The following is a 25,975-nucleotide window of genomic DNA, read 5'->3' on the forward strand; positions in this document are numbered from 1 at the left end:
TTCTCTGCAGGCGCCCGCGCATCACCGCGCGAGCGGAGCGACGGTGGGTTGGCTCAGTCGTCCGACTTCTTGGTGTCGGGCGTCTCGTCGTTCGACGGCGCGTCGATGCGCTCGCCGAACTCGGGCTCGCCCTCGACCGCAGCGGCATCGGCTTCGACCGCGTCATCGGCCGCGACGACGGGGTCGATCACGCGCGCGACGGTCTGCCGGTGCACCGTGAGCACGGTGCCGGGCGCCGCTTCGAGCTGGATCTGGTTCTCGTCTTCGTCGATCGAGAGGATGGTGCCGTAGAGGCCGAAGTTCGTCATCACCTTCGCACCCGGAACGACCTTCGACTGCTGCTCGCGCTGCTCGGCCTGGCGCTTGCGCGAGTTGCGGAACATGAAGAAGATCAGCACCGCCAGGACGGCGAGCATGATGATGGTGAACGGATCGAAGACCATGGGGACGAATGAACCTTCCGGGTGCGTCACTGCGCACGAAGTCATGTGCAGGCGGGCTGAAGCCTCCTTGGATTATAGGTCATCGATCGGGAGGGCCGTCGCCGCATCGGGCGCCCGCTCGGAGAGCCCGAAATGCCGCCACGCCTCTGGCGTCGCCATGCGGCCGCGCGGCGTCCGGACGATGAGCCCGATGCGCACGAGGAAGGGCTCCACGACGGCCTCGATGGTCTCGGACTCTTCGCCCACCGAGACCGCCAGCGTGTTGAGCCCCACCGGCCCGCCCCCGAAGCGCGTGAGCACGGTCTGCATGACCGCGCGGTCGAGCCGATCGAGGCCGAGCTCGTCGACGTCGTAGAGGTCGAGCGCGGCGCGCACGGCTTCGAGGTCGGCACGCCCGGTGCGTCCGCCGGATCCGTCCGCCCGCCCGGAGCCGTGCACCAGCACGTAATCGCGCACGCGCCGGAGCAGCCGGTTGGCGATGCGGGGCGTGCCGCGGCAGCGGCCCGCGATCTCGGCCACGGCCTCGCCGTCGATCGGGAGGCCGAGCATGGCCGCGGCCCGCGCGAGCACCTGCTCGAGCTCGGCCTCGTCGTAGAACTCGAGGTGCGCGGTGAACCCGAAGCGATCGCGCAGCGGGTTGGGCAGCAGGCCCGCACGCGTCGTCGCACCGACGAGCGTGAACGGCGAGAGGTCGAGCGGGACCGAGGTCGCTCCGGCGCCCTTGCCGACCATGATGTCGATGCGGAAGTCCTCCATCGCGAGGTAGAGCATCTCTTCGGCCGAGCGCGCCATGCGGTGGATCTCGTCGATGAAGAGCACCTCGCCCGGAACCAGGGAGCTCAGGATCGCCGCGAGGTCGCCGGCGTGCTGGATGGCGGGGCCGCTCGACATGCGGAGCGGTCGCCCGCCCTCGTGCGCGACGATCATCGCGAGCGTGGTCTTGCCCAGGCCGGGAGGCCCCGCGAGCAGGATGTGGTCGGGCGTGCGCTGCTGCATCACCGCCGCGGTCAGCAGCAGTTGGAGCTGCCCGCGCACCCGGGTCTGGCCCACGAACTCCTCGAGGCTCTTCGGGCGCAGCGCCCCCTCGAACGCGAGCTCGGCCTCTGAGGCGAGCTCGGGGTCGGTGAGGTCGTCGCCGCTCATCGCGCCCGGCCGACCTGCTGGGCGGGCCCGAGCCGTGCCAGCGTCAGTCGCAGCAGCGTGGGCACGGATGCCGCGTCGACCTCGGATGCCTCGGCCACGGTCTCGTCGACGGCCTCGGCCGCGACCCGCTCGGACCAGCCGAGGCCCGTGAGTGCCGCGAGCACGTTCTCGGCCGCGCCGCCCGCCACCGCGGGTGCGGATGCGGGCCTCGCGGCAGGCGCCTGCAGCTTGCCGGCGAGCGAGACCGTGATGAGCTTCGCCGTCTTCGGGCCGATGCCGCTGACCTTGCGGAACACGGCGTCGTCTTCGCGGTGCACGGCCTCGGCGACCTGGTCGGGCGAGAGCGCCGAGAGCACTCCGAGCGCCGACTTCGGGCCCACGCCGGTCACGCCGATGAGCAGTTCGAAGACCTCGAGCTCGTCGCGCGTCGGGAACCCGAAGAGGGTCATGGCGTCTTCGCGGACGATGAGCGCCGTGTGCACGCTCGCCTCAGCGCCGTCGCGCGTGGCGAGGACGAACGCGGGCGTCGTGTGCACGTGGAAGCCCACGCCGCCGACGTCGAGGACGATCGAACTGCCGGCTGCGGCGATGACGCGGCCGCGGAGGGAGGAGATCACTCCTTCACCCTACGGGCGGCCCCCGACACGGCCGCGGAGCGCTCGGCGGCGAGCCACGCCCGCTGCGCCGGGGTCAGGCCCGGGGCATCCGAACCGCCCGCGTCGGCCGCCCGGGCGTCGCGGACCGCCTGCCCGGCGACCCCGCCGGTGCGCCACGCATGGCAGATCGCGAGCGCGAGCGCGTCGGCGGCGTCGGCCGGCTTCGGCACCGCGTCGAGGCCGAGGATCCGGGCGACCATCGCGCCGACCTGCTTCTTGTCGGCCCGGCCGTAGCCCGTGATCGACGCCTTGACCTCGGAGGGCGTGTGCAGCGCCACCGGCAGTTCGCGCCGGGCCGCGATCAGCATGGCCACACCCGAGATCTGCGCCGTGCCCATGATCGTCGACACGTCGGACCGGGCGAAGACCCGTTCGAGGGCGACCGCGTTCGGTCGGTGCTCCTCGAAGATCGCCTCGAGGCCGTCGGCGATGCGGGCGAGACGCCGTTCGATCGGCAGGTCGGTCGGCGAGCGCAGCACCACGACGTCGACGAGCCTCGCCTGCCGGTTGGGCTCCACGTCGACCACGCCCACGCCGCAGCGGGTCAGCCCGGGGTCGACGCCGAGCACCCGCATGGCGATCGGCTACTCCGCCTCGAGCTCGGCCTGGACCTCGGGGGTCAGGTCGAAGTTCGCGTACACGTTCTGCACGTCGTCGCTGTCTTCGAGGGCGTCGATGAGGCGGAACACCTTGCGGGCCGTCTCCGCGTCGACCTCGACCTTGAGGTTCGGCACGAACTCGATGTCGGCCGACTCGTAGTCGAGCCCGGCCTCCTGCAGTGCCTTGCGCACCTCGACCATGTCGGACGGGTCGGTGATGACCTCGTAGCCCAGCGCGTGCGGTTCGATCTCTTCAGCGCCGGCCTCGAGCGCCGCCATCATGACGTCGTCTTCGGTGGTGCCCTCGCCGGTGACGACGATGACGCCCTTGCGCGAGAAGTTGTACGCGACCGACCCGGGGTCGGCGAGGGTGCCGTTGTTGCGATTGAGGCCCGTGCGCACCTCGGCGGCGGCGCGGTTCTTGTTGTCGGTCAGCACCTCGATCATGAGGGCGACGCCCGAGGGGCCGTACGCCTCGTACGTGATGCTCTGGTACTCGACGGCCTCGCCGCCGATGCCGGCGCCGCGCTTGATCGCGCGTTCGATGTTGTCGTTGGGGACCGAGGTCTTCTTGGCCTTCTGAACGGCGTCGTAGAGGGTCGGGTTCCCCGCGAGGTCGGCACCGCCCATCTTGGCTGCGACTTCGATGTTCTTGATGAGCTTGGCGAACGACTTGGCACGACGTGCGTCGATGACGGCCTTCTTGTGCTTGGTCGTCGCCCATTTGGAGTGGCCGGACATGGTGACCAGTCTACGGAATCGGCAACTCGGTTCCGGTCAGTTCCTCGATCTCGTCGAGGTCGACTTCCGCGCCCCAGTCGGCGAAGTAGGTCATCGAGGTCTCGGAGGGAAGGCCGGGCATCGTCGCGGTGGTCTTCATCGCGACGAGCGGTACGGTCTCGTCACCGTAGAAGACCATCTCGTCGATCGTGTACACGCCGTCGACGTCGATCGGCGCGTCCATCGCGATCGGCGTCAGGCTGCGGCTGAGTCCGTCGGGGAGCCCCAATTCCTCCGGCTCGCCCACCGTGAACGCCGAGCCTGCGGTCGCGAAGCCCCCGATCGCGGCGGGCATGGCGAGCCCGCGAGCCGCTTCGACGACCTGATCCGCGATGATCTCCTCGACCGAGCCGTTCGGATCCGCGCGGATCCACACCCCGTCGGACTCGGACCAGCCGGCGTCCGGGGTGATCGCGATCTTCCCCCCGTCGAGCCGGTCGTGCAGCACGTAGGCGCCGGCGTCGACGACCAGCCAGCGCTGTTCGCTCGGAAGGGCGTGCTCGAGCCGCGCCGAGCCGGTGCGCGCGGCCTCGATGAACGCCTGCAGGCACTGCGCGAGTGCGGCACCGGCCACCGACGCGCCCGCCGTGTGCAGCTCCAGCCCCGAGCATTCCGCGAGAGCCGCCGTGACCGGTACGGCCGCTTCGGCCGGAGCCGTCGCTCCGCCGACCGCGGGCGCCGGAGTCTCGGTCGACGTCGCGGCGGTCGGCACGGGCGCACACCCGATGAGCAGGGCGGGAACGATCGTCGCGGGCAGCAGCAGGCGTCGGAGGCTCACTCCCCCATTCTGGTGCTTCCGAGCGTGCAGGTCCGTCGTCGCCGGAACCCTGTGGACGCTCGAATCGATCGTTCCCCGCCCGCCGCTCAGCCGACCATCTTCCGCAGGGTACGCAGGTTGCGGTTGGTCGTGGACGGCTTGACCTTCGCCTTCGCCAGCAGCTTCGCGAACGGGGTGACGGTGGTCGTGCCCTTGATCGGGTTCCAGTAGACGACTCCGTCGCCGCGGGCGACCGGGTCGGCGTCGGGGTCGAGGTCGGCCGCGGCCGCCTCGAGCTCGTCGAGCACCTGCTCGTCGGAACCGAAGATCACCCACGGCTGCCGCGTCGCATCGTCGGCGTCGAACGGGAACGCGTCGATCACGCGCGCCACGTGGTCCACCGTCGACAGCACGATCCAGGCGTCGTAGCCGAACCGCTCGCCGAGCGCCCGTTCGATCCGCGACTTCAGCGCCGAGGCATCCGCAGCATCGCGATCGGATGCCTCGAACACGACGTTGCCGGTCGCGAGCACCGTGCGCACGCCCTCGAAGCCGAGATCGACGAAGAGGTCGCGGAGGTCGGCCGACTTGACGGTGATGCCGCCGACGTTCACGCCGCGCAGCAGGGCGATGCAGGTGCTCATACCGACGACGGTACTCGCCCGTCGGCCGTGGCGGGACCGGCCGGCCCCTGGCGCATGACCCGCCACGCCGCGAACGCGATGGCCGACGTCGTCGCGAGCTGGATCGCCCCGCCGGCAGGAGTCTGCGGCGGAAACAGCGAGAGCGCGACGTTCACCGCCAGATGGGCGACGATCGCGGACCAGACGCCTCCGCGGAGTCGTTCCGACAGGAACAGGAACGTCATCGACAGGGGAATCACCATCAGCAGGAACATCAGTCCGTTCGCAGTGAACAGCCCCATCTCGTGCTGACCGGTGCCCGGAAGGAGGAACAGGGGAAGATGCCAGACGCTCCACGCGGCGCCGACGATCACCGCCGTGGCAAGCGGGCCGTACCGCATGCGCAGTCGCGGCTGGAGATAGCCCCGCCAGCCGAACTCCTCGGCGAGGGGACCCGCGACCAGGTAGGTCAGGAGGAACGGCAGGGTGCCCCCTGCAGCGGCGACGACGCCGGATGCCTCCGCCCCGAACGAACCGAGTCCGAGCACGATCTCCGCCACCACGGGCGGAAGCGCGCCGAGCACGACGGCCAGGGGAAGCCATACCCACGGCGCCCGCACGCGGACGCGGACCGCCGCGCTCCGGCGGACGGCGAGGAACGCGATCAACGCGGCGAGGCTGGGCCCGCAGGTACCGACCACGAACAGCCAGTAGGACAGCGAGGTCGACATCACGGCCACGTCGAGCAGGCCCGCCGCGGTCCAGCTCCCGGCGCTCACGACGGCGCAGGCGACACCGAACACGACGAGGCCCCTTCGCGTCGACGCGGGCAGGCGTGAGGCGGTCGGGTGTGCGGCGGACGGGGCTGCCATGACCATGTCCCGAGCGTGACGCCGCGCGCAGCGTGTCGACAGGGGGCCAGCCCCCCGAACACCGACTGCAGGGAGTCGGAGCGCCTCAGCTGCGGGCGCGCACCTTGCCGAGGAAGTACTCGTGGAATCGGTACTCGCCGTTCATCTCGGGATGGAAGCTCGTGCCGACGAGGTTGCCCTGCTCGACGGCGACCACACGCCCGTCGTCGAGCGACGCGAGCGCCGTGGCATCCGCACCGACCGATTCGACGACGGGTCCGCGGATGAACACCGCGTGCACGGGCGGTTCGCCGAGCGCCGGAACGCCGAGGTCGGTCTCGAACGACTGGTTCTGCGAGCCGAACGCGTTGCGGCGCACGACCACGTCGAGCCCGCCGAGCGACTCCTGGCCGGCGATGGCGTCGAGCACGGTGTCGGCGAGCATGATGAGCCCCGCGCACGTGCCGTACACCGGCAGTCCGTCGGCGATCGCCGCCTTGAGCGGCTCGGCGAGTCCGTACGCTCGCGCGAGCTTGTCCATCACGGTCGATTCGCCGCCGGGGATCACGAGTCCCTCCACGTCGGCGAGTTCGTCGGGCCGGCGCACGAGCGAGACTCGCGCGCCGAGCTGCGCGAGCACGCGCGCGTGCTCGCGGAAGTCGCCCTGCAGGGCCAGCACGCCGACTCGAGGGCCGGATGCCTCGCCAGCGACCTCCCCCGCCGCGAGCGACTCGCTGCGGAGCGTCGTCACCAGCCGCGCTCGGCGAGCCGGTGCGGCGCCGCGAGGTCGCCGACGTTGATGCCCACCATGGCCTCGCCCAGGCCGCGCGAGACGTCGGCGATGACGGCGGGGTCGTCGTAGAACGTCGTCGCCTTGACCACGGCCGCCGCTCGCGCCTCGGGATTGCCCGACTTGAAGATGCCCGAGCCGACGAAGACGCCGTCGGCGCCGAGCTGCATCATCATCGCGGCGTCCGCCGGCGTTGCGACGCCGCCGGCCGTGAACAGCACGACCGGGAGCTTGCCGGTCTCGGCGACCTCGACGACCAGGTCGTAGGGCGCCTGCAGCTCCTTGGCCGCGACGTAGAGCTCGTCCTTCGTCATCGAGCGCAGCACGTTGATCTCGGACGTGATCTTGCGGATGTGCTTGGTCGCCTCGGAGACGTCGCCGGTGCCGGCCTCGCCCTTGGAGCGGATCATCGCGGCGCCCTCGTTGATGCGGCGCAGCGCTTCGCCGAGGTTGGTGGCGCCGCAGACGAACGGCGTCTCGAACGACCACTTGTCGATGTGGTTCACGTAGTCGGCGGGCGAGAGCACCTCGGACTCGTCGATGTAGTCGACGTCGAGCGCCTGCAGCACCTGCGCCTCGACGAAGTGGCCGATGCGCGCCTTCGCCATGACGGGGATCGAGACCTCGGCGATGATCGCCTCGATGAGATCGGGGTCGCTCATGCGGGCGACGCCGCCCTGGGCGCGGATGTCGGCAGGCACGCGCTCGAGCGCCATGACGGCGACGGCCCCGGCGTCCTCGGCGATGCGGGCCTGCTCGGGCGTGACGACGTCCATGATGACGCCGCCCTTCAGCATCTCGGCGAGTCCGCGCTTCACGCGGCTGGAACCGGTCTGGCCAGTGCTCATCGGGGGCTTCCCTTCGGGTGGCTGCCGCGCGCTCGCGCGACTCGCGGACAGAATGATCGTTTGACTTAGGCCAAAAGATAGCATGGGCCGGGACCACGTGACGGAAGGCGACGGAGCGACCCATGACCCTCGAGATCACCGGCCGCTCCGCGGCCGACATCGCCGTGAGCGTGCGCCGGCTCATCGAGCAGGGCGCGCTCGGCCCCGGCGACGCCCTGCCGCCCGTGCGCACCCTCGCCGACAGCCTGGGCGTGAACCGCAACACGGCCGTCGCGGCGTACCGGCAGCTCACGCAAGCGGGCGTCGTCGTGACGCGTGGCCGCGGCGGCACGCACGTCGCCGACCGGTCCCCGGTCGCCCAGGAAGGATTCGCGGTCGACAGCGTGCTCCGCGACATCGCCACGGGCAACCCCGATCCCGCGCTCATCCCCGATCCGTCGCGCGCGCTCGCGAACGTCGTGGGCGCTCCCGTGCTGTACGGCGAGCCGGTCATCGATCGCCGCTTGGAGCAGTGGGCGCGCGAGTGGATGGGGGCCGACCTCGCGCCCGAGCGGATCGAACTGACGATCACGAGCGGCGCCGGCGATGCCGTCGAGCGCCTCCTCGCGCAGGCGCTCGTCCGCGACGACGCCGTCGCGCTCGAGGACCCGTGCTTCCTGACGAGCATCCACACCGTCCGGGTCGGCGGCTATCGTCCCGTGCCCGTTCCCATCGACGACGAGGGCATGACGGTCGACGGGCTCCGCGCCGCGCTCGACCAGGGCGTCCGCGCGGTCGTGTGCACCCCGCGCGCGCAGAACCCGACCGGCGCCGGGCTGTCGGCGCAACGCGCCGCCGACCTGCGCGCGGTGCTGCTCGAGCATCCGTACGTGCTCGTCATCGAGGACGACCACTTCTCGATGCTCTCGCGCCGGCCGTTCCACTCGATCATCGGGCCCGAGCATCGGCGGTGGGCGCTCGTGCGATCGGTCTCGAAGTTCCTCGGGCCCGACATGTGCCTCGCGGTCACGGCGTCGGATCCCGACACCGCCGAACGGCTCGCGATGCGGCTCACGCCGGGCACGACCTGGGTCAGCCACCTCCTGCAGCGGCTCGCCCTGGCCCTCGTGACCGACCCCGACGTGATCGCCGACATCGAGGCGGCGGGCGCCCACTACGCCGAGCGCAACCGCGCCTTCGCCGCCCGGCTGACCGCCGCGGGCGTTCCGGTCACGGCCGGCGACGGCCTCAACCTCTGGGTCCAGCTTCCGGTGCCCGCGCGCGATGTGTCGGAACAGCTCATGCGCCGCGGCTGGCTCGCACGCCCCGGTGAGGAATTCGCCCTCGCGCAGACACCCGCGGCCCGAGGGCTGCGGCTCACCGTGCACGACCTCGACGAGCCCGATGCGGAGCGACTGGCGACCGACCTCGCGGCAGCGGTTCGCGCCGCCGGCGGCAGGCTCGTGCCCGCGGGCAGCGACTGAGCGCGGCGCCCGGGCCGAGCCGCGCCGCGCCGCGCCGCGCCGAGCCGCGCCGCGCCGCCGATGCTCAGCTCGGCCAGGCCTCCGCGACCTCGCGACGCACGTCGCCGAGCAGGCGCGGCACCGCCTTGGTCTTCGCGATGATCGGGAAGAAGTTCGAGTCGAGCGCCCAGCGCGGAACGATGTGCTGGTGCAGGTGCTCGGAGATGCCGGCCCCGGCGATGCGGCCCTGGTTCATGCCGAGGTTGAAGCCGTCGCAGCGCGACACCTCGGTGAGCACCCGCATCGCCGTCTGCGTCATCGAGCCGATCTCGGCGACCTCTTCGGGCGACGCCTGGTCGTACGTCGCGATGTGCCGATAGGGGCACACGAGCAGGTGCCCGCTGTTGTACGGGTAGAGGTTGAGCAGCACGTACGCGTGGTCGCCGCGCGCCACGATGAAGCTCGTCTCGTCGTCGAACTCGGGCGCACGGCAGAACGGGCAGGCGTGTTCGCTCGGATCCTGCCCGTTCTCGATGTAGACCATGCGATGCGGCGTCCACAGCCGCTGGAACGCATCGGGCACCGCCGCGAGGTCGCCCGACCGCTGGGTCGGGACGCTGTCGAACTCGTCGGGCCCGTAGTTGCTCATGCGAACAGGTCGTCCCTCGTCGTGATCTGCCGGCGATCGGCGATCGCGCCTCGGATGCGCTCGATGGCGTCGGCGACGGCGACCCCGTTCTCCTGGCTGCCGTCGCGGAAGCGGAAGCTCACGGTCTCGCCCGACCGGTCGTTCTCGCCGGCGATCAGCTGGAACGGCACCTTCTGGGTCGTGTGGGTGCGGATCTTCTTCTGCATGCGGTCGTCGCTCGTGTCGAGCTCGGCCCGCACGCCGGCACCGCGCAGCTGCTCGATGATCGCGCCGAGGTAGGGCGCGTACTCGTCGGCGACGGGGATGCCGATCACCTGCACGGGTGACAGCCACACCGGGAACGCGCCGGCGTAGTGCTCGGTCAGCACGCCGAAGAACCGCTCGATCGAGCCGAACTTCGCCGAGTGGATCATGACCGGCTGCTGATGGGTGCCGTCGGCCGCCGTGTACTCGAGCCCGAAGCCCTCGGGTTGGTTGAAGTCGTACTGGATCGTCGACATCTGCCAGGTGCGCCCGATCGCGTCGCGCGCCTGCACCGAGATCTTCGGGCCGTAGAACGCGGCCCCGCCCGGGTCGGGCACGAGCTCGAGGCCGGATGCCTCGGCGACCTCGCGCAGCACGCCGGTCGCGACCTCCCACTGCTCGTCGGTGCCCTTGAACTTGTCGGAGTTCGCGTCACGCGTCGAGAGCTCGAGGTAGAAGTCGTCGAGGCCGAAGTCGCGCAGCAGGCCCAGCACGAAGTCGAGCAGGTGCTTGACCTCGCCGGGCGCCTGCTCGGGCGTGACGTAGCTGTGCGAGTCGTCCTGCGTGAGCCCGCGCACGCGCGTGAGCCCCTGCACGACGCCCGACTTCTCGTAGCGGTACACGGTGCCGAACTCGAAGAACCGCAGGGGCAGCTCGCGGTAGGAGCGCCCGCGCGAGCGGTAGATGAGGTTCTGCATCGGGCAGTTCATCGCCTTGAGATAGTACTCGGAGTTCTCGAACTCCATCGGCGGGAACATCGTGTCCTTGTAGTACGGCAGGTGGCCCGACAGCTCGAAGACGTGCGCCTTCGTGATGTGCGGAGTCGAGACGTACTGGAACCCCTCCTCGATGTGGCGGCAGCGGACGTAGTCCTCCATCTCGCGCTTGATGACGCCGCCCTTGGGGTGGAAGACGGGCAGCCCCGAGCCGATCTCGTCGGGGAAGCTGAACAGGTCGAGCTCGGCGCCGAGCTTGCGATGGTCGCGGCGCGCCGCCTCCTCGAGCCGGTGCTGGTAGGCGCGGAGTTCGTCTTTCGTGGGCCAGGCGGTGCCGTACACGCGCTGCAGCTGCGGGTTCTTCTCGGAGCCGCGCCAGTAGGCGGCGGCCACCCGCATGAGCGACCAACCGTTGCCGATCATGCGCGTGTTCGGCAGGTGCGGCCCGCGACAGAGGTCCTTCCAGGCGACCTCGCCGGTCTTCGGGTCGACGTTGTCGTAGATCGTGAGCTCGGCGCCGCCGACCTCGACGTTCTCGCCGGACTCGCCATCGGCCGCGCCGCCCTTGAGGCCGATGAGCTCGAGCTTGTACGGCTCGTCGGCGAGCTCGACCCGCGCCTCGTCGTCGGTGACGACGCGCCGCACGAATCGCTGCCCCGCGCGGATGATGCGCGCCATCTCCTTGTCGAGGGCCTTCAGATCTTCGGGAGTGAAGGGCTCGGCCACGTCGAAGTCGTAGTAGAAGCCGTCGGTCACGGGCGGGCCGATGCCGAGCTTCGCCTCGGGGTTGATCGTCTGCACGGCCTGCGCGAGCACGTGCGCGGCCGAGTGGCGCAGGATGTTCAGGCCGTCGGCGGAGTCGATCGTCACCGGCTCGACGACGTCGTCGTCCGTCACCGTGGCCGCGAGGTCCTTCAACTCGCCGTTGACGCGCATCGCGACAACGGATCGGTCGGTGAACAGTGCGAAACCGTCGACCACGTGATCCACTCCTCGGGGTTCTGTGCTGGAACCCTTCAACCTTAGTCGCGAGCGGCCTCCCGCTCCGGTCGGCGCGGCGATCAGCGGATGCCACAGCTCGCGTTCGTCGGCGGCGACTTGCGGCACGCGATGCAAGCAACGTGCGGCCCCACGCCGCCGCTTGCGCAAGCCTGTCGCCCGGTTCGCAAGAAGTCGACAGTTGCACGGCAATTCGCTCGCGTGCCTTGTGGCTCGCTCGTCGCGAGGCATACGTTCGCCGTGTCCGGCCCATCGACGCGCCGCCGCATCGCGGGCGTCTCCTGAACGAAACGAGTCGACGATGATTCGCCCTTCCCTCACCCCCATCGCCGCGGCGGTCGCCGCGACGCTGGCGATCATGACGCTCGGCGCGACCGGCGCCGCAGCCGCGCCCCCCGGCGACGCACCGTCGCCGACGGTCACCCGCGCCGCGCTCGACCCGGCGCTCGTCGCCGGTCGCGGCGCCGACGTGCCGTTCCTCGAACAGGAGGCCGAGCACGCGGCGGCGACCACCGGCACCCTCCTACCCGAGAGCCGTGACGCCTACACGCTCGCGGCCGAGGCATCCGGTCGCAGCGCCGTGCAACTGGCGCGCGGCGAGTGGATCGAGTTCACGCTGCCCGCGCGCACGAACGCGATCACGGTGCGCTACAGCGTCCCCGATTCCGCCGCGGGCGGCGGCATCCGCTCCGCGCTCGACGTGAGCGTCGACCGGGGCTTCCGCCGCACGATGACGCTCACGTCGGAGTACTCGTGGCTGTACAACCAGTACTCGTTCACCAACGACCCGAACGCCGGACTGCTGCACCCCGACTGGTGGGTCGTCGAGCGCGACGGACCGGAGCCGACGGGCATCTCGACGCCCTTCCGCCCGATGCACTTCTACGACGAGCAGCGCCTGCTCCTCGGGCGCACGTTTCCGGCGGGTGCGACGCTGCGACTCGCCGTCCCCTCGGATGCCGCGGCCGAGGTCACGACGATCGACCTGGTCGACACGGAGCTGGTCGGGCTCCCCCACGTGCGGCTCAAGGCGGCGAACGTGCTCGCGTTCGGAGCCGACCCGTTCGGCAAGCGCGATGCCGCGCCCGCGATCGAGCGTGCGATCGAGCTCGCGAAGCGCAAGGGGCTGCCCGTGTACCTTCCGCCCGGAGTATTCCGGGTCGACCGCCACATCGTGGTCGACGACGTGACGATCGAGGGAGCCGGCAGCTGGTACACCCTGATCCAGGGCCGCGAGGTCGCGCTCGACGAGCCGGCGCCCGACGGTTCGGTGCACACGGGAGTGGGATTCTACGGTCGGCCCGCCGCCGAGGGCGGGAGCCGAAACGTCCACCTCTCGGGCTTCGCGATCCGCGGCGACGTGCGCGAGCGCATCGACACCGACCAGGTGAACGGCATCGGCGGCGCGTTCAGCGACTCGACCATCGAGGGCCTGCACATCCAGCACACCAAGGTGGGCATCTGGCTCGACGGGCCGATGTCGAACGTGCAGATCCGCGACACCATGATCGTCGACCAGATCGCCGACGCCGTGAACTTCCACACGGGCGTCACCGGCTCGGTCGTCGAGCACACGTTCGTGCGCAACACCGGCGACGACGGACTCGCGATGTGGGCGGAGGGCACGACGAACGCCGACAACGCGTTCCGCCGCAACACCGTGCAGACGCCGACGCTCGCGAACGGCATCGCGATCTACGGCGGCACCGACATCACGGTCGAGGGCAACCTCGTCGCCGACCCGATCCGCGAGGGCAGCGGCCTGCACGCCGGCTCGCGGTTCGGCGCCGAGCCGTTCGCCGGAACCCTGCGGTTCACCGACAACACCGTCGTCCGCGCGGGAACGTTCGAGCTGAACTGGCGGATCGGGCTCGGGGCGATCTGGCTGTACGCGCTCGACCGGTCGATCGACTCCCGCATCGAGGTGACCGCCGACCACTACCTCGACAGCACCTACAACGCGATCATGCTGGTCTCCGACTGGGGCGTGAAGGACCAGGTGCGCATCGACGACGTGGCCTTCCGCGACATCCGCGTCGACGGCACCGGCACGTCGGTCGTGAGCGCCCGCGTCGCGGGCGGCGCATCCTTCGAGAACGTCGATGCGCGCAACGTCGGCGCCGTCGGCATCAACAATTGCGGGTCGTTCAACTTCCCGCCGACCGGTTCGGAGTTCACCGTGACCGACCTGGGCGGCAACGACGGCGGCGGCACCACCGGGCCGTGGATGGCGCCGTGGGAGCTGCCGAACACCATCACGTGCGATGACCGGCCCCCGCGGGTCGCTCCCCCGGCGCCGTCGCCCTGGGTGCAGCCGTGAGCGCGGGCGTCACTGCGCAGTCGCGACGAAGTCGTCGACGGCGACGACATACGGCAGCCCCGTCGCACTCCCCGAGAGGTAACCGGCAACGCCGACATGGCCCGGTGCCTGCAGCGCAGGAGTGGCATCCGTCGCCGAACGCTGCCACGCGGCCGGTTCCGGCTGGCCCACCTCCCACGCCTTCGCACGGATCGTCGTCGGCCCGGTGCCGAGCACCTGCACGCGGACGCGCAACCGGTCGCCCGCCCCGAACCCCGACGGGATGACCGTCGTCGACCCCTGGATGGTGACGTCGGCGGCATTCGACGAGTTGACCCGTACGAGCGAGAGGTCGACCTGCCCTGACGGCAGCAGCCGCACCTTCGCCTGGTAGGCGCCGACCGCCGGCACCCGCCGGCCGCTCAGGTGCAGGTACATCCCGCTCCCGCTCGACGCGCGATCGGGGCTCAGCGTCGCCTGCACGTCGGTCGCTGTGGACGAGACGGACTGCAGGTTCGCATTCAACGTGATGCCCGCGGTCGGGTAGTGCAGGCGCGCTTGACCGCCCGAGACCGAGTAGCGCGATGCCGTGCCCGCCGTCGTCCACGCACCGCCCGCGTCGGCCGTTCCGAAGCCGTTCGCCACCGTTCGCCCGAACGCGTCGGCGGCCAGCGGTGCGGCGCCGCCGCCCGTCACCGTGACGGCGCGCTGCACGGTGCCCTGGCCGCCGTCGTCGTCGGTCACCGTGAGCGAGACCTGGTAGGTGCCGGATGCCCCGTAGGTGTGCGTCGCCGTCGCCCCGGTCCCGGTCGCACCGTCGCCGAAGGCCCACGCGTAGGACGTGATGGTGCCGTCGGGGTCGGTGCTCGCGGCTGCATCGAACGAGCATGCCAGCGCGGTGCACGCCTCGGCGAACGCCGCCGTCGGCGGGGTGTTCGGCGGCGCACCGCTCGCATCGATCCGGAATGCGTCGGTGAAGGTGCCGTTCGCCGGCCGGAATTCGGCATCGAGTGCGTCGGGTGTCACCGTCACGAGGAGGTTGCCCCATGACGGGGTCGCATTCAGTCCCGACCAACGAGCATGGAACGGCGCATCCGGATCCGAGGTGTTCACGTCTCGCAGCCCGACGCCGCCGGTGCCGACGGTCGCGAACACGGTACCCGCACTGCGCACGAGCGCATCGTCGGCATCGGCGATGCATGCGGCGGTCGCTTGCCCCGGTACGAGCGAGGGGCATCCTGAGCGCAGCGCGAGCTGCTTGGTGCGCTGATAGAGGTGCTCGTGACCGGTGAGGACCAGGTCGACCGCCTTCTCAGCCAGCAGGTTCACGATGTCGGCCCCGGGATCGCACCCGTACACGCCGAGCGAGAGGCAGGGCTTGTGCATGCCGACGACGACCCACGGGATCTCGGCGGCCCGTGCGCCGTCGATCGCGGCCTCGGTCCACGCATAGTGCGCGCTTCCGGCAGCGTACGACCAGGTGCCCGAGGGGAAGGGCAGGTCGGGCGAGATCATGACGAACCGCACGAGCGGCGCATCCTGCGGGACATCCACGTAGTACTCGCGCCCGTACGTGCCGACGACACCCGGCAGTTGATTGGGCAGGCATGCGGAGAAGTCGTTGATGTTGCCGTTCTGCCCGTTCGATTCGTGGTTGCCCGACACGAGTTCGAACGGGAATCCGTCGCCCACGCGCGTGGTGACGAAGTCGCACCAGCTCTCCTCCGCGCCGGTCGCACCGTATGAGAGGTCACCGAGCGCGAGGTGCAACTCGGATCCCAGCGTCGGGATCTGACTCAGCACGGCGGCGGAGTTCTGGCCCGCGCCGATGTCACCGGACGCGGTGAATGTCAAGGTGCCGGCGACGGCGGTCACGTCCGCCGGCACCGCGGCCGGCGCGGATGGCCGCGCCTGGGGAACGATGGCCATGCCGGCGAGCACGATCGCTCCGGTGGCGAGCGTCAGAGTGGTCCTGCCTGCGGTCATCGGAGGCTCCTTGCGCGTCGGGTGTGGCAAGGCGGGCTTCGGATGCGCTCGGCACGCGCATCGTCGCGCGTCTGGCGTGCAGACTAGCCCCGACCCCGATCGGCGGCTACACCCAGAACGGGGCGGATTGGACCATCGAGGCGGCGCACGGCAAGGGCACGAGTGGTTGCAACCTGCGGCAGATGTTGCCCGTACGTTGCACGGCCTGGTGCGGCGGGCTCCGGAGACGCGAAAACCCCCGGCGAACCGGGGGTTTCTGTGTGGTGGGCGATACTGGGATCGAACCAGTGACCTCTTCCGTGTCAGGGAAGCGCGCTACCGCTGCGCCAATCGCCCATGTGAACTGACCAACCCTAACAGGCGATCAGATTGTGGAGGTGGATACGGGATTCGAACCCGTGTATACGGCTTTGCAGGCCGCTGCCTCGCCACTCGGCCAATCCACCGTGAAATCGCCGCCTCGGCGGTGTTGCCACCTCAGAGCGAAGCCGAGCATTACTGCTCGGCTTCGATCAGAGCGGATGACGAGATTCGAACTCGCGACCCTCACCTTGGCAAGGTGATGCGCTACCACTGCGCCACATCCGCGTTGTCACCGTTTCCGGCGACAGAGAGACTCTAACCGATCGGGTGAACGACTCGCAAACTGAGGCAAGCTCCCCCAGCGTTTCCGCAGGTCGCCGGATGAATCCCGCCGAGAATCCCGGGCGTGTCGCGTGCCTGCGGGCCGCCCGAGGCACTTCTGGACCACCCCCGGATGCGCCGCAGCATCCGCGGCTGGGCGCCGATGTGCAATCGCCCCCGATCGTCGGCTAGTATCGAATCCGCGGCCGACGGGTTCGGCCGCGAATCCTGATGGGCGATTGGCGCAGCTGGTAGCGCGCTTCCTTCACACGGAAGAGGTCGTCGGTTCGAGCCCGGCATCGCCCACCACGGAAACCCCCGGTCACCCGGGGGTTTTTTGTTTCCCCGGATGGCCGCCCGTGAGCGCGGGGACAGAACCGGGGGCCGCGCGCTACGCGATAGCGCCACCCGCCTCAGCGCCAGCCGTACCGTGCCTCGAGCGCCTCGGTGAGCCGCGCGAACCGCACCGCGTCGAGCGTCGCGCCCTCGCGCCGCATCCCGCCGGTGCGCACGCGGAACACGCGGTCGATCCGCGCCCAGCTCGGCCGGCCCGACGCATCCCAGTCGCCCGTGCCGAGCGCGACGTGGTCGGCGTCGCCGTCGTGCGCCTTGCTGGTCAGCTGCACGGCGAGGAACTCCCCCGCCGCCCCCGCCGCCACGATCGCGACCGGGCGGTCCTTGCCTCGTCCGTCGCGTTCCTCGTACGGCACCCAGGTCCAGACGATCTCGCCGGGGTCGGGATCACCGTCGCGATCGGGCGCGTAGGCGAAGCGCACCGGGCCGATCCGCGACGGATCGAGTTCGATGGTCGCGTCCTCACCGGCCTGTCCAGGCGACGCCTCGAGGAGCGCCGTCGCGCGTCGCGAGGCATCCGTTTGCGGCGAGGCATCCGTTCGCGCGCGCGATGGGGCTTCGGCGGCTCGCGAGGTGCCGGTCACCGACCGGATGACACGCCGAAGGGCGGTGAGGAAGCGGCTGGTGCTCGGCACACCCGCACACTACCCCACCGCCCTCGGGAGCCCTTCGAGAGGCTCAGGCCGTGGGTCGGCCTCAGACGGTCTCGAGCTTGTAGCCCTCCTCGCCGTGCACGACGGTGTCGATGCCGGCGATCTCGTCCTCGTCCTTCACGCGGAAGCCGATCGTCTTCTGGATCGCGAAGCCGATGACGTAGGCCAGCACGAACGAGTAGGCGAGCACGGCCAGCGCGGCGATGGCCTGGACCAGCAGCTGCGTCGGGTCGCCGCTGTAGATGAGGCCCGTGCCGTTGGCGAAGAAGCCCAGGTAGAGCGTGCCGATGAGGCCGCCGACGAGGTGGATGCCCACGACGTCGAGCGAGTCGTCGAAGCCCCACTTGAACTTCAGGTCGATCGCGAGCGCGCACACCGCACCGGCGACGACACCGAGCACGATCGCCCAGATCGGGGTGAGCGAGGCGCAGGCCGGCGTGATCGCGACGAGGCCGGCGACCGCGCCCGACGCGGCGCCCACCGAGGTCGGCTTGCCGTCCTTCAGCTTCTCCACGAGGAGCCAGGCGAGCAGCGCCGCGGCCGGCGCCGCGATCGTGTTCACGAAGGCGAGGGCGGCGGTGCCGTCGGCGGCGAGCTCGGAGCCCGCGTTGAAGCCGAACCAGCCGAACCACAGGAGGCCGGCGCCGAGGAGGACGAACGGCGGGTTGTGGGGCACGTGGGCGCCCTTCGAGAACCCGACGCGCTTGCCGAGCACCAGGGCGAGGGCGAGGGCGGCCGCACCGGCGTTGATGTGCACCGCGGTGCCGCCTGCGAAGTCGATGGCACCGACGCCGAAGAACTCCTGCATGCCGTACGTGATCCAGCCGCCGTAGGCGAAGCTGCCGTCTTCGGCGAGCCCGAAGTTGAACACCCAGCTCGCGACCGGGAAGTACACGACCGTCGCCCAGACCGCGGCGAAGATCATCCACGCGCCGAACTTCGCGCGGTCGGCGATCGCGCCCGAGACCAGCGCGACCGTGAGGATCGCGAAGGTCGCCTGGAAGGCGACGAAGGCCAGCGGCGGGTACGCGGCGTCTTCGGGGGTCTCGAGGAGGCTCGACAGGCCGATGGCCGACCAGTCGATCGACCACGGGGCGATCAGGCCCTCAGCGCCGGGGAACGCGATCGCGTAGCCGTAGACGACCCACAGGACGCCGATGAGACCCAGTGCGCCGAAGCTGAGCATCATCATGCTGATGACGCTCTTCGCCTTGACCAGACCGCCGTAGAAGAACGCCAGTCCAGGGGTCATCAGCAACACGAGGGCTGCCGCGATCAGCATGAACGCGGTGTTGCCTTGATCCATGTCGAACCTCTCTTGTGAAATCAGGGGTGGCTTGCGTGGCCCAGTTTCATGAGTCGAGGTTTCAGGCGGCGTCGGCGATTGTTTCGCCGTGGTTACGAGCGGCGGCCGGATGTAAACAGCGCGTTTCAGCCACCGAGGGATCGGCCGGGAATCGACCGTGCGGGACTTGCGTACCCGTCGTGCGGATTCAGTCGTGCGGCGGGAGTTCGCCCGAGGTGAGCGCGGTCATCCGGCTCATCGAGCGCAGGTACTTCTTGCGGTACCCGCCGGCCATCATCTCGTCGTCGAAGACCCGGTCGAGCGGCGTGCCGCTCGCGATGACGGGCACTTCGGCGTCGTAGACGCGGTCGATGAAAGCGACGAGGCGCAGGGCCGCGTTCTGGTCGTGCAGTTCGTGCACGCCGCGCAGGCCGATGGTGTCGAGACCGGCGACGAGCTTCACGTACTTCGACGGATGCACCGTCGCGAGGTGCGCGACGAGCGCGTCGAAGTCGTCGAGCGAGACGGCGTGCCCGCGGGCGTGCAGCGCGTTCGCGATCTCGTCGACCCGCGCGTCGCCGCCGATCGCGACGGCGTGCCCGTCGGTGTCGCGGCGGCGGAAGTCGAGGCCGTCGATGCGCAACGTCTCGAAGTTCGACGACAACGCGTGGATCTCGCGCAGGAAGTCGGCGGCCGCGAAGCGGCCCTCGCCGAGGGCGTTCGGCGGGGTGTTGCTCGTGGCGGCCACGCGCGTGCCGGTCGCCATGAGCTCGCCGAGGAACCGAGTCATCAGCATCGTGTCGCCCGGGTCGTCGAGTTCGAACTCGTCGATGCAGATCAGCTTGGCGCCGCGGAGCAGTTCGAGCGCCTGCGCGTAGCCGAGCGCGCCCACGAGGGCCGTGTACTCGATGAACGTTCCGAAGTACTTGGGCCCGTGCGCGACGTGCCAGAGGGCCGCGAGCAGGTGGGTCTTGCCGACGCCGAACCCGCCGTCGAGGTAGACGCCCGGCAGTTCGATGCGCGCCGGGCGCTTGCGCGAGAAGAAGCCGCCCGGCCGCTGCGCGGCGCGCCACGCGCCCGCGAACTGCTTCAGCCGGTCGAGGGCCGCCTGCTGCGAGGGGAAGTCGGGATCGGGCCGGTACGACTCGAACGACGCGTGCTCGAACTGCGGCGGGGGCACGAGGTCGCCCGCGATCTCCGCGCCCGTGATCGACGGGTTGCGGTCGATGAGTCGGATGAGTCCGGACGTGGTTGCCGAGGTCATGGAGAGGACGCTTTCGTGTTGCACCGGATGACGGGTCCCGTGCTTTCGACCGGCACGCCGCGTAGATTCGGGGAGGACAGCTCAACAGCCTAGTCCGCACGCAACGACGCCCGGCTCCCACGCGATCCCCGTGCGCCCGGGAGATCCCAGGAGGCCTCATGTCCGTCGAGTTCGATCCCGCCGAGCGGTTCACCGCCTACGCCCACCCCGAACGACTCGTCAGCACCGAGTGGCTCGCGGAGCACCTGGGCGAGCCGGGCCTCGCCGTCGTCGAGTCCGATGAAGACGTCCTCCTCTACGAGACCGGCCACATCCCCGGCGCCGTGAAGGTCGACTGGCACACCGACCTGAACGACCCGGTCGTGCGCGACTACGTCGATCCCGAGCGATTCGCCGCCCTCCTGGGCTCCAAGGGCATCGCCCGCGACAGCACGGTCGTGATCTACGGCGACAAGAACAACTGGTGGGCCGCCTACGCGCTCTGGGTGTTCACGCTGTTCGGCCACGAAGACGTACGCCTGCTCGACGGCGGCCGCGACCTGTGGATCGACGAGGGTCGCGAGATCACGACGGAGCCGACCACGGTGACGCCGGTCGAGTACCCGGTCGTCGAGCGCGACGACGCCGCGATCCGCGCCTTCAAGGAGGACGTGCTCGCCCACTTCGGCAACCCGCTGATCGACGTGCGCTCCCCCGAGGAGTACTCGGGCGAGCGCACCACCGCGCCGGCCTACCCCGAGGAGGGCGCGCTCCGCGCGGGCCACATCCCCACCGCCGCATCCGTGCCGTGGGCGCGCGCCGCGGCATCCGACGGCCGGTTCAAGAGCCGCGACGAACTCGACGCGATCTATCGCGACGAGGTCGGCCTCGCCGACGGCGACGAGATCATCGCGTACTGCCGCATCGGCGAGCGGTCGAGCCACACCTGGTTCGTGCTCACGCACCTGCTGGGCTTCGAGCACGTGCGCAACTACGACGGCTCGTGGACCGAGTGGGGCAGCGCCGTGCGCGTTCCGATCGTGTCGGGCAGCGAGCGCGGCGAGGTCCCCGCGCGCTGACCGTCGGGCGGGCGCCCCGCCGCCGTCGCGTGGGAGAATCGAAGCGATGGATGCCACGCTCCTGCCCGCTGCGCTCGCCGACACGCGCGACGACTTCCTCGCGCTCGCCGTGCGCGATCGCCTCCAGTTGCTGCTCGACTTCTCGAACGAACTGCCCGAACTCCCCCAGCATTTCCGCGACCACCCCGACCTGCTCGAACGGGTCGAGGAGTGCCAGTCGCCGGTGTACCTCTTCGTGGAGGTCGTCGACGGCGTCGTGCGCCTGCACGCGACCGCACCGGCCGAGTCGCCGACCACGCGCGGGTTCGCGTCGATCCTCGTGCAGGGACTCGACGGGCTCACGGTCGACGAGGTGCTGGCGGTTCCCGCCGACTACCCGCAGTCGCTCGGCCTCGGCGAGGCGGTCTCGCCGTTGCGCGTGCGCGGCATGACCGGCATGCTGGGCCGCGTGAAGCGCCAGGTCCGCGAGCGCGTCGCCGCCTGACCACCACCCGCGATCGCGGCGCCCCTGACGAGGTCGGCAGGGGCGCGCGACCGGATGCCTCAGCCGGCGACCTCCGCCTCGCCGAGCGCCGGCGCACCCGACACGGCGCGCCGCACCAGCCACGCCTCGATGAGCCCACTCCAGCGTTCGGGCTCGGCGTTCCAGAGCTTGGTGTGGCGGGCGTCGTGGAAGACCTCGAACTCGACGAGGTCGGGCCGGGCCTCGGCGAATCGGCGCGCTCCGGCGATCGGCACGAAGCCGTCGTCCTCGCTCGCGAGCAGGAGCATCGGCACGTCGAACTCGTGCGCGCGCGCCACGGCGTCGAGGCTCTCGAGGTCGATCGGGGCCGCCAGCCCGGTCACGCCGACGGCGACAGGTGCACTGAGGATCCGGGTGACGAGGTCGCTGACGTCGTTCGGCAGGCCGTAGGTCGAGCCCTGGAAGCGCAGGATGTCCGCCCAGTCGATGGCCGGCGACTCGAGGATCACGCCCGTGAGCGCGGCGCGGACCTCCTCCGAGCGGAGCACCGACTGCAGCACGATGGAGCCGCCCATCGACCAGCCCATGAGCACGACCTCGCGGGCGCCGTGCGCCCGGGCGTAGGCGACGGCGGCGACCACGTCCTCCCACTCGGTGCCGCCGAGCCCGTACCGCCGGTCGACGCTCTCGGGAGCCTCGCCGTCGTTGCGGTAGGAGACGAGCAGCGAGTCCCAGCCCGCTTCACGCGCGGGAAGCACAGCACGCAGCGCCTCCTGGCGCTTCGCCCCGCGGCCGTGCACCTGCACGACCCAGCGACCCGACGGTTCCGCCGCCGGCACGTGCCAGGCCGGGGCGGGGCCGAGCGAGGTCTGCACGACGACGTTCTCGTAGTCCACGCCGACCTCCCAAGGGCCGAGCATCAGCCAGCCGTCCATGCGTGCGTGCCGTGCCCGTTCGAGCCGGCCGAAGTCGACGCCCTCGAGCACGCGGGTGACGAGTCGGCCGTTGGTCGTGACGACCTCGCCGAGCCTCGCGTGCCCGGCGCCGCGCTCGAACCAGAGGCCGTACCGTCCGGGCATGTCGACTTCGACGCCCTCGAGCACGACGCGCGCGGCGGGCAGGTCGACCGAGACGACCCGCACGTCCTCCTCGCGCTCACGGGGCGGGGTGACCACCTTCCGGGCGAAGACGACGGCCACGACGCCGACCACGACCGCGGCGACCGCGGCGACCGCGGCGAGCAGTCCGACGGCGGCGACGAACCCCCCGACGACCGTTCCCGCACTGACCCGACGACGTTGCATGCGACCCGTTCCCCTCCTCGACCGGCGATGGTCGGGGCTCGCGGCGCGCCGCGGCCTCCCGTCCCGGTCCAGACTCTAGTCTGCACACGTGCCCGACCGAGCGACGCCAGCGCCTGCCGAGTTCGAGGCTGCACTCGCCTCGATGAAGGCGGCGGAACCGCGCGATGAACTGCGCATCGAGGAGTTCCCCGCGCCGGGTTCCCTCGCGCCCTTCGCGGCCGCGCTCGCCGCCGACGTCGCGCCCGACCGCCACGCCGACGACTCCGATCTCGGCACGGGCCGGTTCGTCCTCCTGTACGACCCCGACGAGCCCGAGGCCTGGGGCGGCCGGTTCCGCGTCGTCTGCTTCGCCCAGGCTCCGCTCGAGACCGACATCGGGCTCGACCCGTTTGTCGCCGACGTGGCGTGGTCGTGGCTGGTCGATGCCCTCGATGCCCGCGGGGCGAAATACGTCGCCGCGAGCGGCACCGCGACGAAGATCCTCTCGACCGGCTACGGCGAGCTCGCCCACCGGGGCGATGGCGCGCAGCTCGAGCTGCGCGCGTCCTGGACCCCGCTCGACGCGCAGATCGCACCGCATGTGGAAAGCTGGGGAGAACTGTTGTGCATGCTCGCCGGGCTGCCGCCCCGTTCCGAAGGGGTGACCGCCCTGCCCCGTCGGAGGAACCGTGGTTGAATTCCGGGTCGTCGAAGGCCCCGAGGCGTTCGACGCCGCCGTGCGAGCGCTGGGCGACGGCGAGGGGCCGATCGCCGTCGATGCCGAGCGGGCGAGCGGATTCCGGTACTCGCAGCGCGCCTATCTCATCCAGATGTACCGCCGCGGCGCCGGCACCTTCCTCTTCGACCCGCCGACGATCCCCGACTTCTCCCCCCTCCAGGGCGTGATCGCCGATGAGGAGTGGGTCCTCCACGCGGCGAGCCAGGACCTCGCCTGCCTGCGGGAGGTGGGCCTCGACCCGTCGCACATCTTCGACACCGAGCTCGGCGCCCGCCTGCTCGGGATGCCGCGGGTGGGCCTCGCGTCGGTCGTCGAGGAACTCCTCGGCATCAAGCTCGCCAAGGAGCACTCGGCCGCCGACTGGTCGACGAGGCCGCTGCCCGACTCCTGGCTGACGTACGCCGCGCTCGACGTCGAACTGCTCGTCGACGTGCGCGACCGCCTCGGCGAACGGCTCGCCGAGGCGTCCAAGGCGGAGATCGCGACGCAGGAGTTCGACGCGGTGCTGCACAAGGACGCGAAGCCGCCGGCCGCCGAACCTTGGCGGCGGCTCTCGGGGCTGCACTCCATCCGTCACGCCCGGAACCTCGCGGTCGCGAGGGCGCTGTGGATCGCCCGCGACTCGCACGCATCCCAGATCGACGTCGCGCCGGGCCGCCTGGTGCCCGACGCCTCGCTCGTGGCCGCCGCGAAGGCGCTCCCGCGCACGAAGCGCGCCCTCGCCGACCTCCGCGAGTTCACCGGTCGCGCGAGCCGCTCGGAGATCGACCGATGGTGGGCGGCGATCGAGGAGGGCCTCGCCACCGACGACCTGCCGGCGCTGCGCGTGCCCAGCGACGCTCCCCCGCCTCCGCGCGGCTGGGCGTCGCGGCATCCCGATGCCGATGCGCGGTTGCGGCTCGCGAAGGCGGCCGTCGGCGAGGTCGCCGAGCAGATGGACATGCCCGTGGAGAACCTGCTGACGCCCGACCACCTGCGCCGGCTCGCGTGGAGACCCCCGGCCGACGCCTCCTCCGCCGGCATCCGCGACGCGCTCGCCAAACTCGGCGCGCGCCCGTGGCAGCTTGACGCGACCGCACAGATTATCGCCGACGCCTTTGTGAAGGCCGCACAATCGGTGGAAGACGCCTCCGCCGAGGCTTCGTAGGTTCCGTCAACCGATTCGAGGCCTCAGGCGGCCCTTCATAGGATCGGAGCATCCTGATCGAAAGGGAGCTGCAGCGTGGCTGAACGAGCTGATGTCGTGTTCGTCGACGGGGTCCGAACCCCGTTCGGACGAGCCGGTGAAAAGGGCATGTACTGGAACACCCGGGCCGACGACCTCGCGGTCAAGGCGATCACCGGGCTGCTCGAGCGCAACCCGAACCTGCCGAAGGAGCGCGTCGACGACGTCGCGATCGCGGCGACCACCCAGCAGGGCGACCAGGGGCTCACGCTCGGTCGCACCGCGGCGATCCTCGCCGGCCTGCCGATGACCGTGCCCGGATTCGCGATCGACCGCATGTGCGCCGGCGCGATGACCGCGGTCACGACGACCGGCTCCGGCATCGGCTTCGGCCAGTACGACGTCGTCATCGCCGGCGGCGTCGAGCACATGGGGCGTCACCCGATGGGCCTCGATGCCGACCCGAACCCGCGGTTCCTCACCGAGAAGCTCGTCGCGGCCGATGCGCTGAACATGGGCAACACCGCCGAGCGCCTGCACGACCGGTTCCCGCAGCTCACCAAGGAGCGCTCCGACCGCTTCGGCATGCTGAGCCAGCAGAAGGTGCAGGCCGCGTACGACGCCGGCCACCTCCAACCCGACCTCGTCCCCGTCGCGATCCGCACGAACGAGGGCTGGGGTCTCGCGACCGAAGACGAGGGCCGCCGCCCCGAGACGACCATGGAGGGGCTCGCGACGCTGAAGACCCCGTTCCGCCCCCACGGCCGGGTCAGCGCGGGCAACGCGTCGCCGCTCACCGACGGCGCGACCGCCGCGATCCTCGCCTCGGGCGACGCGGTCAAGGAGCTCGGTCTCACGGCGAAGATGCGCATGGTGAGCTTCGGCTTCGCCGGTGTCGAGCCCGAGGTCATGGGCATCGGCCCGATCCCCTCGACCGAGAAGGCGCTCAAGCGCGCCGGGCTGAAGATCGAGGACATCGGGCTCTTCGAGCTCAACGAGGCGTTCGCCGTACAGGTGCTGAGCTTCCTCGACCACTTCGGCATCGCCGACGACGACGAGCGTGTCAACCCGTGGGGCGGGGCGATCGCGATCGGCCACCCGCTCGCGGCATCCGGCGTGCGCCTCATGCTGCAGCTGGCCCGCCAGTTCGAACAGCACCCCGAGGTGCGCTACGGCCTCACCGCGATGTGCGTCGGACTCGGCCAGGGCGGCAGCGTCATCTGGGAGAACCCGCACCACAAGAAGTACGGAAAGGGACGCTGA

General features: G+C 70.8%; 24 protein-coding genes and 4 tRNA genes. 8 read left to right on the forward strand and 20 right to left on the reverse strand.

The genetic code is table 11. The annotated features are described in order from the left end of the window. Window positions 1-53: 53 nt before the first annotated feature. From yajC to pdxS, 10 genes are all read right to left on the reverse strand, one after another. Window positions 54-443 (reverse strand): preprotein translocase subunit YajC, encoded by a 390-nt coding sequence (gene yajC, locus GE115_RS01580; protein WP_153683050.1) that lies wholly within the window; start codon window positions 441-443, stop codon window positions 54-56. A 72-nt stretch (window positions 444-515) separates the two neighbouring features. Beyond that, on the reverse strand, window positions 516-1,586 hold the full coding sequence (ruvB, locus tag GE115_RS01585; RefSeq protein ID WP_153683051.1) for a Holliday junction branch migration DNA helicase RuvB: 1,071 nt from the start codon (window positions 1,584-1,586) through the stop codon (window positions 516-518). After that, a complete protein-coding gene (gene ruvA / locus GE115_RS01590) occupies window positions 1,583-2,203 on the reverse strand; it encodes a Holliday junction branch migration protein RuvA (protein WP_312854789.1) in 621 nt (206 codons plus the stop codon). Before ruvA ends, ruvB begins: the two co-directional genes overlap by 4 nt. Then, on the reverse strand, window positions 2,200-2,817 hold the full coding sequence (gene ruvC, locus GE115_RS01595) for a crossover junction endodeoxyribonuclease RuvC (protein WP_153683052.1): 618 nt from the start codon (window positions 2,815-2,817) through the stop codon (window positions 2,200-2,202). Before ruvC ends, ruvA begins: the two co-directional genes overlap by 4 nt. Window positions 2,818-2,826: 9 nt before the next feature. Further along, window positions 2,827-3,582 carry a YebC/PmpR family DNA-binding transcriptional regulator gene (locus GE115_RS01600; RefSeq protein ID WP_153683053.1) on the reverse strand — a complete coding sequence of 252 codons (756 nt, stop codon included), beginning with the start codon at window positions 3,580-3,582 and terminating at the stop codon, window positions 2,827-2,829. A 10-nt stretch (window positions 3,583-3,592) separates the two neighbouring features. Then, entirely contained in the window at window positions 3,593-4,399 is an 807-nt protein-coding gene (locus tag GE115_RS01605) for a hypothetical protein (RefSeq protein WP_153683054.1), read from the reverse strand. Window positions 4,400-4,485: 86 nt separating this feature from the next. After that, window positions 4,486-5,022: a DUF1697 domain-containing protein gene (locus GE115_RS01610; protein WP_153683055.1), complete on the reverse strand. Its 537-nt coding sequence runs from the start codon at window positions 5,020-5,022 to the stop codon at window positions 4,486-4,488. Further along, window positions 5,019-5,879, reverse strand: coding sequence for a CPBP family intramembrane glutamic endopeptidase (locus GE115_RS01615; RefSeq protein WP_153683056.1), 861 nt, complete (start codon window positions 5,877-5,879; stop codon window positions 5,019-5,021). The genes GE115_RS01610 and GE115_RS01615 overlap by 4 nt, the downstream gene beginning before the upstream one ends. 79 nt (window positions 5,880-5,958) lie before the next feature. Continuing rightward, entirely contained in the window at window positions 5,959-6,603 is a 645-nt protein-coding gene (gene pdxT, locus GE115_RS18445) for a pyridoxal 5'-phosphate synthase glutaminase subunit PdxT (protein ID WP_312854790.1), read from the reverse strand. Beyond that, on the reverse strand, window positions 6,600-7,490 hold the full coding sequence (gene pdxS, locus GE115_RS18450) for a pyridoxal 5'-phosphate synthase lyase subunit PdxS (RefSeq protein ID WP_216648729.1): 891 nt from the start codon (window positions 7,488-7,490) through the stop codon (window positions 6,600-6,602). Before pdxS ends, pdxT begins: the two co-directional genes overlap by 4 nt. 122 nt (window positions 7,491-7,612) lie before the next feature. On the opposite strand from pdxS, the gene GE115_RS01625 reads away from it, so the two are divergent. After that, the gene (locus tag GE115_RS01625; RefSeq protein ID WP_153683057.1) at window positions 7,613-8,953 is read left to right on the forward strand and encodes an aminotransferase class I/II-fold pyridoxal phosphate-dependent enzyme; all 1,341 of its coding nucleotides are present in this window, start codon (window positions 7,613-7,615) and stop codon (window positions 8,951-8,953) included. Between the two features lie 64 nt (window positions 8,954-9,017). On the opposite strand, the gene GE115_RS01630 is transcribed toward GE115_RS01625, so the two are convergent. Together GE115_RS01630 and thrS are read right to left on the reverse strand one after the other, a co-directional pair. Further along, on the reverse strand, window positions 9,018-9,581 hold the full coding sequence (locus tag GE115_RS01630) for an HIT family protein (protein WP_153683058.1): 564 nt from the start codon (window positions 9,579-9,581) through the stop codon (window positions 9,018-9,020). Further along, entirely contained in the window at window positions 9,578-11,476 is a 1,899-nt protein-coding gene (thrS, locus tag GE115_RS01635; RefSeq protein ID WP_246190500.1) for a threonine--tRNA ligase, read from the reverse strand. Before thrS ends, GE115_RS01630 begins: the two co-directional genes overlap by 4 nt. A 364-nt stretch (window positions 11,477-11,840) precedes the next feature. Here thrS and GE115_RS01640 point away from each other — a divergent pair, with 364 nt between their 5' ends. Then, on the forward strand, window positions 11,841-13,859 hold the full coding sequence (locus GE115_RS01640) for a glycosyl hydrolase family 28-related protein (protein WP_153683060.1): 2,019 nt from the start codon (window positions 11,841-11,843) through the stop codon (window positions 13,857-13,859). Between the two features lie 9 nt (window positions 13,860-13,868). On the opposite strand, the gene GE115_RS18675 is transcribed toward GE115_RS01640, so the two are convergent. The 4 genes from GE115_RS18675 to GE115_RS01660 form a co-directional block, all read right to left on the reverse strand. Then, the gene (locus GE115_RS18675) at window positions 13,869-15,824 is read right to left on the reverse strand and encodes a PKD domain-containing protein (RefSeq protein ID WP_246190459.1); all 1,956 of its coding nucleotides are present in this window, start codon (window positions 15,822-15,824) and stop codon (window positions 13,869-13,871) included. A gap of 261 nt (window positions 15,825-16,085) precedes the next feature. Then, a tRNA-Val gene (locus tag GE115_RS01650) sits at window positions 16,086-16,160 on the reverse strand. Window positions 16,161-16,196: 36 nt separating this feature from the next. Beyond that, window positions 16,197-16,270 (reverse strand) — tRNA-Cys (locus tag GE115_RS01655). A 70-nt stretch (window positions 16,271-16,340) separates the two neighbouring features. Continuing rightward, window positions 16,341-16,412 (reverse strand) — tRNA-Gly (locus GE115_RS01660). Between the two features lie 269 nt (window positions 16,413-16,681). Between GE115_RS01660 and GE115_RS01665 the strand changes: the two genes are divergently transcribed. Continuing rightward, a tRNA-Val gene (locus tag GE115_RS01665) sits at window positions 16,682-16,757 on the forward strand. Window positions 16,758-16,861: 104 nt separating this feature from the next. Here GE115_RS01665 and GE115_RS19185 read toward each other — a convergent pair. The 3 genes from GE115_RS19185 to zapE all read right to left on the reverse strand — a co-directional run bounded on the left by GE115_RS19185 (window position 16,862) and on the right by zapE (window position 20,004). Further along, complete coding sequence (locus GE115_RS19185; RefSeq protein ID WP_312854791.1) at window positions 16,862-17,437, reverse strand: type II toxin-antitoxin system PemK/MazF family toxin; 576 nt, start codon at window positions 17,435-17,437, stop codon at window positions 16,862-16,864. A gap of 61 nt (window positions 17,438-17,498) precedes the next feature. After that, entirely contained in the window at window positions 17,499-18,761 is a 1,263-nt protein-coding gene (locus GE115_RS01675; protein ID WP_153683061.1) for an ammonium transporter, read from the reverse strand. 187 nt (window positions 18,762-18,948) lie between these two features. Continuing rightward, the gene (gene zapE / locus GE115_RS01680) at window positions 18,949-20,004 is read right to left on the reverse strand and encodes a cell division protein ZapE (protein ID WP_153683062.1); all 1,056 of its coding nucleotides are present in this window, start codon (window positions 20,002-20,004) and stop codon (window positions 18,949-18,951) included. 158 nt (window positions 20,005-20,162) lie between these two features. Here zapE and GE115_RS01685 point away from each other — a divergent pair, with 158 nt between their 5' ends. Next, window positions 20,163-21,062 (forward strand): sulfurtransferase, encoded by a 900-nt coding sequence (locus GE115_RS01685; RefSeq protein ID WP_153683063.1) that lies wholly within the window; start codon window positions 20,163-20,165, stop codon window positions 21,060-21,062. A 46-nt stretch (window positions 21,063-21,108) separates the two neighbouring features. Further along, a complete protein-coding gene (locus tag GE115_RS01690; RefSeq protein WP_153683064.1) occupies window positions 21,109-21,546 on the forward strand; it encodes a SufE family protein in 438 nt (145 codons plus the stop codon). 59 nt (window positions 21,547-21,605) lie between these two features. Here the strand turns inward: GE115_RS01690 and GE115_RS01695 are convergent, their stop codons facing one another. Then, window positions 21,606-22,829: an alpha/beta hydrolase family protein gene (locus GE115_RS01695; RefSeq protein WP_153683065.1), complete on the reverse strand. Its 1,224-nt coding sequence runs from the start codon at window positions 22,827-22,829 to the stop codon at window positions 21,606-21,608. 142 nt (window positions 22,830-22,971) lie between these two features. On the opposite strand from GE115_RS01695, the gene GE115_RS01700 reads away from it, so the two are divergent. The 3 genes from GE115_RS01700 (at window position 22,972) to GE115_RS01710 (ending at window position 25,975) form a co-directional block, all read left to right on the forward strand. Continuing rightward, window positions 22,972-23,505 carry a DUF3000 family protein gene (locus tag GE115_RS01700; RefSeq protein ID WP_153683330.1) on the forward strand — a complete coding sequence of 178 codons (534 nt, stop codon included), beginning with the start codon at window positions 22,972-22,974 and terminating at the stop codon, window positions 23,503-23,505. Further along, entirely contained in the window at window positions 23,498-24,694 is a 1,197-nt protein-coding gene (locus GE115_RS01705; protein WP_312854793.1) for a ribonuclease D, read from the forward strand. Before GE115_RS01700 ends, GE115_RS01705 begins: the two co-directional genes overlap by 8 nt. Before the next feature lie 75 nt (window positions 24,695-24,769). After that, window positions 24,770-25,975, forward strand: a complete 1,206-nt coding sequence (locus tag GE115_RS01710) for a thiolase family protein (protein ID WP_312854794.1) — start codon at window positions 24,770-24,772, stop codon at window positions 25,973-25,975.

The organism is Agromyces agglutinans, from assembly GCF_009647605.1.
GTDB lineage: Bacteria > Actinomycetota > Actinomycetes > Actinomycetales > Microbacteriaceae > Agromyces > Agromyces agglutinans.